Source organism: Enterococcus sp. DIV2449a, from assembly GCF_051711225.1.
GTDB classification, from domain to species: domain Bacteria; phylum Bacillota; class Bacilli; order Lactobacillales; family Enterococcaceae; genus Enterococcus_D; species Enterococcus_D casseliflavus.
The window spans coordinates 1,414,098-1,426,856 of the sequence record NZ_JBIOME010000001.1 but is presented as its reverse complement, the minus strand read 5'-3'; the positions used below and the strand labels follow the sequence as shown (position 1 = coordinate 1,426,856).

At 42.6% G+C, this 12,759-nt stretch carries 13 protein-coding genes; 1 reads left to right on the top strand and 12 read right to left on the bottom strand.

Annotated elements, in window-relative coordinates:
• Window positions 1–2: 2 nt before the first annotated feature.
• The 3 genes from IGI76_RS06695 to hprK form a co-directional block, all read right to left on the bottom strand.
• Window positions 3–1,031, bottom strand: a complete 1,029-nt coding sequence (locus IGI76_RS06695) for an NAD(P)H-dependent glycerol-3-phosphate dehydrogenase (protein WP_194192918.1) — start codon at window positions 1,029–1,031, stop codon at window positions 3–5.
• 75 nt (window positions 1,032–1,106) lie between these two features.
• Window positions 1,107–1,937 (bottom strand): prolipoprotein diacylglyceryl transferase, encoded by an 831-nt coding sequence (gene lgt, locus IGI76_RS06690; protein WP_194192919.1) that lies wholly within the window; start codon window positions 1,935–1,937, stop codon window positions 1,107–1,109.
• A 14-nt stretch (window positions 1,938–1,951) separates the two neighbouring features.
• A complete protein-coding gene (gene hprK / locus IGI76_RS06685) occupies window positions 1,952–2,887 on the bottom strand; it encodes an HPr(Ser) kinase/phosphatase (protein WP_194192920.1) in 936 nt (311 codons plus the stop codon).
• Between the two features lie 157 nt (window positions 2,888–3,044).
• On the opposite strand from hprK, the gene IGI76_RS06680 reads away from it, so the two are divergent.
• Window positions 3,045–4,745, top strand: coding sequence for a M3 family oligoendopeptidase (locus IGI76_RS06680; RefSeq protein WP_016610290.1), 1,701 nt, complete (start codon window positions 3,045–3,047; stop codon window positions 4,743–4,745).
• A 63-nt stretch (window positions 4,746–4,808) separates the two neighbouring features.
• On the opposite strand, the gene IGI76_RS06675 is transcribed toward IGI76_RS06680, so the two are convergent.
• The 9 genes from IGI76_RS06675 to IGI76_RS06635 all read right to left on the bottom strand — a co-directional run bounded on the left by IGI76_RS06675 (window position 4,809) and on the right by IGI76_RS06635 (window position 12,672).
• Complete coding sequence (locus IGI76_RS06675) at window positions 4,809–5,168, bottom strand: phage holin family protein (RefSeq protein WP_005225788.1); 360 nt, start codon at window positions 5,166–5,168, stop codon at window positions 4,809–4,811.
• A complete protein-coding gene (locus tag IGI76_RS06670; protein ID WP_005225787.1) occupies window positions 5,168–5,476 on the bottom strand; it encodes a PspC domain-containing protein in 309 nt (102 codons plus the stop codon). Before IGI76_RS06670 ends, IGI76_RS06675 begins: the two co-directional genes overlap by 1 nt.
• Before the next feature lie 49 nt (window positions 5,477–5,525).
• The gene (liaX, locus tag IGI76_RS06665; protein ID WP_194192921.1) at window positions 5,526–7,088 is read right to left on the bottom strand and encodes a daptomycin-sensing surface protein LiaX; all 1,563 of its coding nucleotides are present in this window, start codon (window positions 7,086–7,088) and stop codon (window positions 5,526–5,528) included.
• Window positions 7,089–7,616: 528 nt separating this feature from the next.
• Window positions 7,617–8,294 carry a phosphate signaling complex protein PhoU gene (gene phoU, locus IGI76_RS06660; protein WP_010748004.1) on the bottom strand — a complete coding sequence of 226 codons (678 nt, stop codon included), beginning with the start codon at window positions 8,292–8,294 and terminating at the stop codon, window positions 7,617–7,619.
• Between the two features lie 11 nt (window positions 8,295–8,305).
• On the bottom strand, window positions 8,306–9,064 hold the full coding sequence (gene pstB / locus IGI76_RS06655; RefSeq protein WP_005225784.1) for a phosphate ABC transporter ATP-binding protein PstB: 759 nt from the start codon (window positions 9,062–9,064) through the stop codon (window positions 8,306–8,308).
• Between the two features lie 31 nt (window positions 9,065–9,095).
• Window positions 9,096–9,902 (bottom strand): phosphate ABC transporter ATP-binding protein PstB, encoded by an 807-nt coding sequence (gene pstB / locus IGI76_RS06650; protein WP_005225783.1) that lies wholly within the window; start codon window positions 9,900–9,902, stop codon window positions 9,096–9,098.
• Window positions 9,903–9,915: 13 nt separating this feature from the next.
• Entirely contained in the window at window positions 9,916–10,800 is an 885-nt protein-coding gene (gene pstA / locus IGI76_RS06645; protein WP_005225782.1) for a phosphate ABC transporter permease PstA, read from the bottom strand.
• Complete coding sequence (gene pstC / locus IGI76_RS06640) at window positions 10,800–11,720, bottom strand: phosphate ABC transporter permease subunit PstC (protein ID WP_005225781.1); 921 nt, start codon at window positions 11,718–11,720, stop codon at window positions 10,800–10,802. The genes pstA and pstC overlap by 1 nt, the downstream gene beginning before the upstream one ends.
• A 97-nt stretch (window positions 11,721–11,817) precedes the next feature.
• Complete coding sequence (locus IGI76_RS06635) at window positions 11,818–12,672, bottom strand: phosphate ABC transporter substrate-binding protein PstS (protein ID WP_060792430.1); 855 nt, start codon at window positions 12,670–12,672, stop codon at window positions 11,818–11,820.
• Between the last annotated feature and the right edge of the window lie 87 nt (window positions 12,673–12,759).

Below are 12,759 nucleotides of genomic sequence, written 5' to 3'. Positions count from 1 at the left end.
AATCATAATGATTGATCTACCGAAAATTCGTTTTCTTCTTTGCCGTCTCGCAGCATAATATCTTTCGCTGCTTGCTTGATGTCTTTGCCTTCATACAAGACCGAATAAATCGTTTCTGTGATTGGCATTTCCACCGACAAAGCTTCTGCTAATTCGCGGGCAGCTTTTGTGGTTGAAACTCCTTCAACGATCATCCCCATATTGTCTAATACTTCATCTAAGCTATGTCCTTTTCCTAATAGGTTTCCTGCACGCCAATTCCGCGAATGGACACTGGTACAAGTGACGATCAAATCGCCAACCCCACTCAATCCGATAAAGGTTAAAGGATTGGCACCCATTGCCACACCAAGACGACTGATTTCCGCTAACCCACGGGTCATGATCGCAGCCTTCGCATCATCCCCAAAGCCCAGTCCTGCGATAGCACCGGCACCAATGGCGATGATGTTCTTCAAAGCGGCGCCAGTTTCGACACCGATCACATCGTTATTCGTGTAGATTCTAAAGTAATCATTCATAAATAGCTCTTGTACATACTTAGCAGCCGATTCATTTTCTGAAGCTGCCGTGATCGTCGTGATATCATGGACAGCCACTTCTTCGGCATGTGATGGTCCTGACAAGACTACGATTTCTTGCCGTTTATCAGCTGGGATCTCTTCGGCAAGTACTTCTGAGATTCGTTTGTGACTGCCTTGTTCTAACCCTTTTGAGGCATGGATGATGACTGGCTTGCCAGTTGTTTTCTTAGTGAATTCTTGCGCCACGGCACGAATCGCTTTAGTTGGTACGACAAACAAGATGGCATCGGCATCTTGGATCGCCTCTTCTAAATATTTACAGCCTAGAATATTTTCAGGAAGCTTCAGATCTGGCAAATAATGCCGATTCGTATGATACGTATTGATTTCATCGATTTGGGCGGGATTGTTCCCCCAAATAGTCACTTCATGTCCATTTTCAGACAAGACTTGTGCCAAAGCAGTCCCCCATGATCCGGGACCCAAGACGGCGATTTTCTGTTTCACTATGGAAACCTCCTCTATCCTTTTCGCAAATTCATGCACTTCATCATTTTACCATAATTTCGATAAAATAACTGTTTAGATAATCGCTTGGTTCTTACCAAAGCTGCGGTTGTAGTCTTTTAAAGTTTGGTTTTTCCGACGCCAGATCAATAGCCCAATCGCTCCAAAGAATAATAAAGCGGAAAGTGCCTGTGACACACGGATTCCACCAAATAAGTATAAACTATCGGTACGCATTCCTTCAATAAAGAAGCGCCCGAATCCATACCAAATCAAGTAGCTCAAGAAGACTTCGCCTTCTTTTAATAACCCAGTTTTCTTACGCAAGAAGATCAAAACGATAAATCCAATCACGTTCCAAACCGATTCATAAAGAAAGGTCGGCTGCCGATACGCTTCATCAATATACATATTATCGATAATAAATTTCGGTATATACAAACTTTCTAAGAAGGAGCGGCTGACTTCAGCGCCAAATGCTTCATGGTTCATAAAGTTGCCCCAACGCCCGATGCCTTGTGCCAATAAGACACTTGGTGCGGCGATGTCTAAGAAGGTCCAGGGAGAAATAAAATTTCGTTGGCAGAAAAAGTATAGCCAGATCCCCCCGGCGATCAGTGCGCCGTAGATGGCGATCCCACCAGAGCGAATATTGAAAATTTGACTTGGGTCATCAATGTAGTATTGCAAGTCAAACAGAATATAATAAAGCCGCGCACCAATGATCGCTACTGGCAATCCAATCAACATAAAATCAGTCACATCATCTGGCTTGAGCCCGACACGAACCGCCTCTCTCGTGCTTAACCACATAGCAATGATCACGCCTGATACGATAATGATCGCATACCAATAAATCGGCAAACCAAATAGTTCAAATGCGACTCGATTTACTAAACCTAACATCTATCTTATCCTCTCTAGTTTCCAGAATTTTCTTCGATCAATTGCGTCAATCGATTTTCAAAGGTCTTCGTTGCATCGTAGCCCATCGTTTTCGCTCGGAAATTCATGGCAGCGACTTCGATAATGATCGCAACATTTCGACCAGTTTTTACGGGGATCTTGATTTGTGGTACATCGACGCCACCAATTTCAACCGTCGTATCATCGGTTCCTAGTCGGTCATACTTTTTGTCTTTCGCCCAAGCTTCTAAATACACTGCTACTTGAACCTGCATATACCCTCGTACGGCACTGGCACCAAAAAGATTCATGACATCGATGATCCCGATCCCGCGGATCTCGATCAAGTGCTGCAAGATTTTCGGCGGTTCCCCTATCAATGTCAATTCATCTTGCTTATACACGTCCACCCGATCGTCAGCGATCAACCGATGCCCACGTTTGATCAACTCTAAGGCTGTTTCGCTTTTCCCAATTCCGCTATCGCCTTGAATCAAAACACCTAGCCCATAGACATCCACTAATACCCCATGGACACTGGTTCTTGTGGCTAAGCGCCCATCGAGGAAACTAGAAAGCTCTCCTTGCAGACGTGACGTTGAGATGGGCGAACGTAGAATCGTAATCTCATGTTCTTTGCAGGCTTGAATCATTTCTGCTGGTACTTCCAAGCCGCGAGAAACGATAAACCCTGGGGTATCATCAGCACACATTTTGCGCATCACCATCAAGCGTTCTTCTGGCATCATTCGTTCCGCAAAGGTGATCTCTTTGCTGCCGAATAATTGCAGACGATCATGGGAATAGTAATTAAAATAACCCGTCAATTCCAAACCAGGTCGGGAAATATCGCCGGTAATGATTTCTCTTTCTAAACTGTTTTCAGTTCCTTCAACTATCTCTAAATTTAAAGCCTCCGCCAGCTCGCTGACTTTGACGGTTTCTGCCATAGGTTTTCCCTCTTTTCTCAATGATTCTTGCCGCTGCTTCTTTTAAACGACACTCTGGTTCTATTTTATCATTCTATCAGTAAAGTTACTACCTTCGCCAATAGAAGTCCTCATTCTTTTTCGTTTGTGTTATTATTTTACTAAGGAGGGATTTTTAATGAAATTTTCAGCATACAAGTATCAACGCCCTGATTTTCCAGTCTATCAAGAAACATTCAAAAAAGCATTAGCGAACCTTCAGTCAGCCGATACCTTCTCGGAGGCGAAGCAAGCCCTTGATGCTTTGAACGAACTAAGAGGAACGATCGATACCGCAATGAACTTGGCTTCGATCCGCTATTCGATCGATACCAACGATGCCTTTTATGAAGCAGAAGACACCTTTTGGAATGAATACCAGCCTCATTTTGAAGCTCTGGATTTTCAATTCTATCAAGCACTCCTGGCTTCACCTGTCTTAGATGAATTAAAAGCCGAATATCCAGAAACACTTTTTTTATTTGCCGAAAGCCGTGTGAAGCTTTTTGATGAGGCCTTGATCGAATTATTTCAAAAAGAAAACCAATTGGCTTCTGATTACAGCAAATTGGTCGCTTCTGCCCAAATCGACTTCCAAGGAGAAACCTATACCCTCGCACAACTGCGACCATTTACCGAAAACAAAGATCGCGGTGTTCGAAAAGAAGCGTTTGAAAAACAAACGGCTTTCTTCACGGAAAATGAAGACCGTTTTGATCAAATTTATGACGAGATGGTCAAGGTTCGTACCGAGATCGCCCATAAGCTCGGCTTTGAAAATTATGTTGCCTTTGCGGATACCCAAATGAATCGTTGGGACTATGATCGTTCAATGATCGAGACCTATCGTCGGGAAATTTTAGAAAAAGTCGTCCCAATTACCCAAAAACTGTACCAAAGACAGGCGCAGCGTAATCAATTAACTCAGGCAACCTTTACCGACCTGCCGCTTGTTTATCCTAGTGGTAACGCAGAGCCTAAAGGAACTCCTGAAGAACTAGTAGAAAAAGCCCGTGTGATGTATCAGGAACTATCCCCTGAAACTGGCGAATTTTTTGATTTTATGGTCGAGCATGACCTACTTGATCTACTAAGCAAAAAAGGCAAACAATCTGGCGGCTATTGTACGTTTATCCAAGACTATCAATCGCCATTTATCTTTGCCAACTTTAACGGCACTTCTGGCGATGTCGATGTTTTGACCCACGAAGCTGGCCACGCGTTTCAAGCCTTTCGCTCTCGTTGGATCAAAGAACCGGAAATTCTCTTTCCCAATTATGAGTCTTGTGAGATCCATTCAATGTCGATGGAGTTTATCGCTTGGCCATGGATGGACGCCTTTTTCGAAGAAGAAACAGAAAAATACAAATTTGCGCATCTTGCTAGTAGCCTGCAATTTCTGCCTTATGGCGTTTTAGTGGATCACTTCCAACAAGATGTTTATGAGCATCCTGAGTGGTCACCAGCACAGCGCAAAGCCCGTTGGCGGGAATTAGAGCGCCAATATTGCCCAGAACGGGATTATTCAGAATATCCAGACCTTGATCGTGGCTTGTATTGGTTTAGACAAGGGCATATTTTTGAATCACCTTTCTATTATATCGATTATACATTGGCGCAAGTGTGTGCGTTCCAATTTTGGTATCGATTCATCGTGGCAAAAGACGAAACCGCTTGGCAAGATTATTTGGCCATCTGCGAAGTCGGCGGCACGAAAACATTCCTTGAGATCCTGTCTCTTGCTCATTTGCGTTCACCTTTTGAAAAAGGGGCGCTTGATGAGACGTTACAGGCAGTAGATACGTACCTTGCTGCTATCAAAGAAGAACAGTTAAACTAAAAAAAGACGTTTCCGTTTCTCCACTAGCTTCATAGCTAGTGGGAGAAAACGTGAAACGTCTTTTTAACGTGAATATTTTTCGATATGGTGTTCAGTCACGATCATATTGATCACTGACATGATCAGTGCCACTAATAGCGCTGCCCCAAACGAGGAGAAGCCGAAGTTGGCTGACCCAACAAAATACGAAGTCAAATTCAGCATGAGCGCATTGATCACAAAAGTGAAGAAACCAAGCGTCAGTAAAGTCAATGGAAATGAAATGACGATCAGAATTGGTTTAATCAAAGCATTCAGGATCGACAGTACGAAACTGGCGATCACTGCAGTCATAATGCTTTGAACATGGATCATATTTGGTAATAGAACCGCCAATGTGACAAACGTCAGTGTATTCATGATAAGCCGTTGAAAATAAGACACTAGAAGTCACTCCAGTCCTCATCCTCCACCTTTTCCGCTTCTTTACGGGGACGATTTGCTTCATTGTATTTGTTTTGCTTGTAGTAGTGATTGTCGTGGCCATATCCTGAGGTACTCTTGCGTCCTGAAGGAATCAAGACCGCCATGATGATATATAAAGTGATTCCAGGGAACCCAGCAGTCACTAAAGATAGAAAGACATAGATCACGCGAACGATGGTTGGATCGATTCGCAAGTATTCTGCCAGCCCCCCTAGAGTACCTGTAATGACAACGTTATTGGCTGATTTTGTTAATTTTTTGTTCATTTATCTACACCTTCCTTCTTTTCTTTAATGAGTGTAAACCCAGCGATTCTTATTTGTCTGTATCTTTGATAAAGACATTTCCTGTTGTTGTGGATAGATCGATTTGAGCGACTTTATCGGCAACCCGACGGAATTGCAATAGTTGGTTTAGGCGTTCTTTTTTCTCACGCACAACTTCCATCTCGCTTAAACGATTGTTGATGCTACCTAAACTTGTTTTTGCGATCCCTTCAAAACCGATTCCTGTCGGTAATGCTACTTTGACATTCCCGTTTACAGAGCTGGCGTTTAATTTTTGGACCGTTTCTTCTTTGTAGGTCACACGGATATTGCCGTTAACTAAAGAAATGCCAGTATTTTGTGGCGTTGCTGTCAACGTAACGTCGCCGTTCACCGTTTCGATAATGGCATCTAAAATCTCACCCTCTTGAACAGTAATCGTTCCATTCACGCCTTCAATCTCTAACATCGATGCGTTTACTTTGCGGAAATCGATATTGCCGTTTGTTGATTTTGTATAGACATCTTTCGCATCCAATTCATTGAATGTAACATTGCCGTTCAACAATTTCACTGCCACATGATCATAGGTACGTTTTGGCAAGTAGAAAACGAGATCGGCACGAATGCGTTTGTTGGGAATTTGGAAAGAGATGCGTTCATCATCGACATTGATTTGGCTTCTTGCTTCAAAAGCATCGAAAGGCTCCGCCGCATCCATTTTACCATATAGTTTGATTTTGGCATCTACTTTGACACCTGGTTCATCCCATAATTGGAAGGAAACATTGCCGTTTGCCAATTTCACATCGATCAATGTCGCTTCCGTTTCGTCATAGCTGAATGTGTGCTCAAATTTTGTCGCTGCAACACCAGGAACTTTCAAGTTGATGTCTTTCCATTCCATGTTGTCATTGACTGACTCTGTCACTGCCCGAACCGTTTTCTTCAAGAAGTGTCCGAAGTGTGTGCTGGCATCGACCATTTTTTCACTTACTTGGTTAAAGGTGTCAGTCGCTTGCTCTTTCCAATCCTCTGGAATATCTAATTTTTGAGAAATTTTTTCTTTTGTTTGAGACCATTGGTCTTTGCGAATATTTTTTAATTTTGCTTCCAATTCTGCTTTTTCTTCAGATAAACCATCTAAGGTTTCTTCCAATGCAGTAATGGTCGCTTCTGTTTCGTGACGCGTAGACAATTCATCTTCTGACAATTGATCCAACTCTTCTTTGGTGTTCAATTGCATCAGTGTTTCTTGTGCTTCTTTTAATTCTTCTTTGACGCCAAGAATTTCAGCATTGATTTCGTCCAACTCAGCAGATGCTTGGTTGGCTTCCGTTGCTAAACCATCGAGAATCTTTTCAAGATTTTCTTTGTCTTGCGCTTCGTTTTGACGAAGTTTTTCTTCGCTGTCAAACGTGAACATCTCATCGTCGTTTTCAGTATCATCAAATGGGCTTGTCGCATTCTTATCCGCGGTTACCTCAGCAGCAGCTTTGTTAATTTGTTTTTCGTCTTTGGCTTTTGCCATACCTTCTAGTAAATCCAAGGCTTCTTCTGTAGAAAGCACACCTTTTTTTACTAGATCCAATATACGTTCTCTTTCGTTCATGGAAATTGCCTCCTTCAGCAAATGTGTGATTGCAAGTTTAGCTTACGAACCTATTATGCCTTGTTTTAGCGAAAGTGTCATAGGTCTTAAGTACCAAGTTTTTCTCAATCTGCAGATTGGCAAGCAGAACCGACACTTTTTCTTCATTCCTCTAGGCTCAAAACGATCTTCCTATTATTAACAGTACCACGAAAAACCAATAGAAACAAAAGTTTCAGCTAGTAGCAGCCTTGAGGAATAGGCCTGCTAGAGCAAATGAGCGATTGCTCCTTTCACTGCAGGTCGGCGACGAAAAGAATAGACGGCTCAACTAGTAAATTTCAGGGACGATAGAATCGTTTTCCATTGGCCATCTTTATGGTGGAGCCATTTTCTAATTTGCCTATCTTGTTCACGTCATCGATTGAAGCGATTCTTCCAAATCAAAAAGACCGCCGAAAGAAGTTACTCCTTAAAGGACAACTTCTTTCGACGGTCCGTCCCATCTCTTTTAAAAGAGATATGTGATCAAGAACCCAAGCTGGTTTCTTAAATCATTTCCGTACGGTTTGTATTCAATTCACTGATTTTCCCAGTAGCAAGATACACGATCCATTCACAAATATTCGTTACGTAGTCACCGATTCGTTCCAAGTATTGAGCAACGGATAAATAATCGGTCCCACTGACAACTGTTTCTGGATTTTCTTTCATACTCTCGATCGTTTTGTAATAAATGTCTTTGTAATATTCATTGACCCGATCGTCCATTTGAGCGATCATACGGGCATCTTCTTGGTCGGTCTTTACATACGCCACTAAAACATTATCGACCATTTTCTTGACATAATCCGACATATCAGAGATTTCTTTTTCGATTTCAGCAATCCGCGTTTCACCTTTGACCCGAATCGTTGACTTCGCGATGGATACCGCATGATCCCCCATTCGCTCCAAGTCAGAGCTGGCTTTCATTACAGTAATGATCATTCGTAGATCGGTCGTTACTGGTTGTTGCAAAGCAATCATCTCAAAGCTCTTTTTTTCTAAACGAACTTCCATATTGTTGATCGCCAAATCATTTTCAATTACTTCCTGTGCAATTTCTTTGTCATGTCTGACATATGCTCGCACGGATTTATGAATGGCACTGCTGACTAGCATCCCCATTTCATAAAATTGATTGTGTAAATTTAATAATTCTTCTTCAAATTGTGTACGCAACATCCCTTTTCCTCCTAACCAAATCTTCCTGAGATATAATCTTCTGTTTCTTTTTTGCTTGGGCTTAGGAACACTTTTTTCGTGTCATTGAACTCGATCAAGTTGCCGTCCAAAAAGAACGCGGTTTTATCTGAGATTCTTGAAGCTTGTGACATGTTGTGAGTCACGATGATCATGGTGTAGCGTTCTTTCAGTGCTAGAAGGGTATTCTCGATTTTCCCTGATGAAATGGGATCTAACGCACTGGTTGGTTCATCCAGCAAAATGATTTCTGGATCGACAGCCAATACCCGAGCGATACAAACCCGCTGCTGTTGTCCACCTGATAAAGAAAGCGCACTTTGGTGAAGTTTGTCTTTGACATCTTCCCAGACAGAAGCTGCTTTCAGGCTTTCTTCTACCGTCTTATCAAGAATCTCCTTGTCCGTGACTCCTTTTAATTTTAACCCATAAATCACATTTTCGTAAATTGAAAAGGGAAAAGGATTCGGTTGTTGAAAAACCATCCCGATTTCTTTGCGCAAATCAACGATGTCTTGCTTTGGACTATAAATGTCTTTCCCTTTATAGACAACACTTCCTGTAATTGTCACACCAGGGATCAAATCATTCATTCGATTAAGAGAACGCAAGTAGGTCGATTTCCCACAACCTGAAGGTCCGATCATTGCAGTGATCTCGCCTTTTTTGATGGAAAGGTCGATTCCTTTTAATGCTTCTTTTTTTCCGTAGTATAAATGCAGATCTTTCGATGTAATAATTTCTTCTGCCATTGTTTTGCCTCCGTTTACTGATCGAATCGGCTCAGCCAAAATGACCGGATACGTAATCTTCTGTTGCTTTAATTTTTGGACGAGTAAATATCTTACGGGTCTCATCGTACTCGATCGCATTTCCTAAGTAGAAAAAGGCAGTATAATCGCTGATCCGAGCAGCTTGCTGCATATTATGGGTCACGATGATGATAGAATAGTCGTTTTTCAAGTTGATGAGGGTTTCTTCCACTGTCCCGGTCGAGATGGGGTCAAGGGCGCTGGCTGGTTCATCTAGAAGTAAGATATCTGGTTTCATCGCAATTGCTCGAGCGATACACAGACGTTGCTGCTGTCCACCGGACAATGCCAAAGCACTTTTGTCTAAACTGTCTTTTACTTGATCCCAAAGAGCCGCTTGTTTCAAGCTGGTTTCGACTGCTTCATCCAATTTCTTTTTGTTTCTTTCTCCATGACGGCGTAAAGCAAAGGCGATATTGTCATAGATCGATTTACTGAAAGGATTTGGTCGTTGGAAAACCATGCCGATCCGCTTGCGCATTTCGAAGACATCGACTTCTTTTGTATTGACGTCGACTCCTTTATACATGATGTTTCCTGTGACTCTCGTGTTTGCGATCCCGTCATTCATTCGATTCAAAGAACGCAGATACGTTGATTTACCGCAACCGGAAGGTCCGATCAATGCGGTGATTTTATTTTTTTCAAATTGTAGATCAATGCCTTTGATGGCTTCATTTGATCCATACCATACATGTAAGTCAGTGGTATAAAGCGCCACATCTTCTGGTTTATCGAAGGTAATGATATTTCGATCGTCCCAATTGTAATCGTTCATACTGTCATTCTCCTTATGCTGACGTCATTTTCTTGTACAACCGTTTGCCAGCTGCACGGGCGCCAAAGTTAAATAGCAAGACGGCAATGATCAATACCGCCGAAGCCCCGGCTGAAACTTGAGCGCCATCAGGCATCGTACCTTCTGTATTGATTTTCCAAATATGGACTGCCAGCGTCTCCGCTTGTCGGAAAAGACCGATCGGGCTGGAAACACTCAATGGATTCCAGTTTGTAAAATCAAGGGCCGGTGCACTTTGTCCTGCAGTGTAGATCAGCGCTGCCGCTTCACCAAAAATCCGACCAGAACTTAGAATGACCCCAGTCAAAATTCCTGGTGTTGCTTCTGGAACAATGATGCGTGTGACAGTTTCCCAACGGGATAAGCCTAAAGACAAGCCCGCTTCACGCTGCGTATAATGAATCGCTTGTAGAGATTCTTCCACATTTCTAGTCAATAGTGGCAAATTGAAAAAAGTCAATGCCAAGGCACCTGAAATGATCGAAAAGCCATAACCAAACTGGATAACAAAGACTAAGAAACCAAAGAGACCGACAACCACAGAAGGCAGTGAACTCAAGATTTCGATCGATGTCCGAATGATATCCGTCAACCAGTTTTTCTTCGCATATTCTGATAAGTAGATCCCTGCTCCTAAAGAAATCGGAAAACTAATGATCATTGTCACTAAAAGCAAGTAAAGGGAATTGAACAATTGGATGCCGATCCCGCCACCTTCTTGGTACGCTTTTGAAGAAGAAGTCAGAAATTCCCAATTGATATGGGGAATACCACGTACCAAAATGTACAATAGTAAGGAAGCCAAAATCAAAACAATGACTCCAGCAACAGCATACAAGACGCCGGTAGCAATTTTATCTGAACGTTTTGCATTCATTATTTCAATGCTCCTTTCTTCCCAATGAAGCGAATGACAATGTTAAATAGTAAGGACATCAATAAGAGAATCAAGGCTAGTGACCATAGAACGTTGTTTTGGACTGTTCCCATGATCGTATTCCCAATACCCATGGTTAAGATCGATGTCAATGTTGATGCAGGTGTCACTAAGCTCGTCGGCATCAATGCCGCATTACCGATAACCATTTGGATCGCCAATGCTTCCCCAAATGCGCGAGCCATTCCGAAAACAACTGCCGTTAAAATCCCAGGGACAGCTGCTCGTAAAACAACTTTATAGATCGTTTGCCAGCGTGTTGCACCTAAAGCTAAGGATGCCTCACGGTAGTGCCGAGGGACTGCCCGTAACGCATCGACAGTCATCGTAGTCACTGTCGGCAAAATCATGATAAATAGGACAAAGGTCCCCGCCAAGATCCCAAACCCTGTACCGCCAAAAACCGAACGGACTGCAGGTACAATGACAGACAAACCGATAAAACCATAAACTACAGAAGGAATACCGACTAATAGTTCGATAACGGGCTGCAAAATCTTCTCTCCGTTACGAGGGGAGATCTCCACCATAAAGACTGCTGCACCGATCGCAAATGGTGTTGCGACGATCGCTGATAGGAAGGTTACGAAGAACGAACCAAGGATCATCGGTAAAGCACCTACTAATGGTTGGCCATCAGGACCAACAGCACTTGGATTCCATTGCGTACCAAACAAAAAGTCGAAAACATTGACTTTGTCTACAAAGAATGTCGCTAATCCACGGCTAGCAACGAAATAAAAAATGGAGATCACAACCAATACAATCAACGCAATACATAGAAAGCTAACCAGCTTTCCTCTTTGTTCCATTCTTGCGCGCTTGGATTTTTTTGTTAACACTTCTTTTACATTTTCCACGAGGGTTCCTCCTCAAAAATCAAACTAAACTCATAACCATTAGTTTATCGGTTCAACATCAATTTCTGTTAAAGCTTGTGTAAATTTTGTGTAAAGATTACTCGACGATGTTGCCTTCCCAATCACGTTCCACCTGCATGATGGAAATTGGAATATAACCCAGATCCCCGACGATATGCTCTTGTACTTCATCAGAAAGCATATATTCGAGAAATTCAGCGGTTAATCCCGTTGGTTCTCCTTTTGTATACATATGCTCGTAAGCCCAAACTTTCCAATCATTGGTCGTTACATTTTCAATCGTTGGTTGAACCCCATCGATCGAAAGGACGTTGACTTCATCCGTTACATAAGAAAATGCAACATAACTGATGGCACCTGGTGTATCTGAAACGATCGAACGGACCATCCCACTAGAATCTTGCTCTTGGGAAGGAATCGCTGTTTCACCATCCATGATCCATTTTTCAAACGTACTTCTCGTGCCGCTTCCAGTCGCCCGATTCAACAAAACGATGGGCAGATCATTTCCACCGACTTCACGCCAATTGGTGATCTTTCCTAAGAAGATATTTTTTAAGTCCTCTGTTGAAATATCCGTGATCCCGACGCCTTTGTTGACGATCGGTGTGATACCCACCGTTGCCACTCGGTGGTCAACGAGTGCATCCGCATCGATCCCCGGTTTTTCTTCTGCAAACAAATCAGAATTCCCAATATCGACTGCGCCTGCTTGGACTTGACTTAACCCAGTGCCGCTCCCGCCTCCTTGGACATTGATAAATCGCCCAGGATTTGAGTTTTGAAATTCTTCCGCAACGGTTTCTACGAGTGGCTGCAAGGCAGAAGACCCGACTGCTGTGATCGATTCTCCTCGATCTGCCCAGCTTGCACATCCTGAGAGTAAAATAACCAATCCGATGATAGGACTTAGAAGTTTTAATTTTTTCATCATAACGCTCCTTGTACTTTCGAAAGTCATTGATTATAAAAATCAATTATTTTCATTTTACCATTAGTTGAAATCAATGAAAATTAT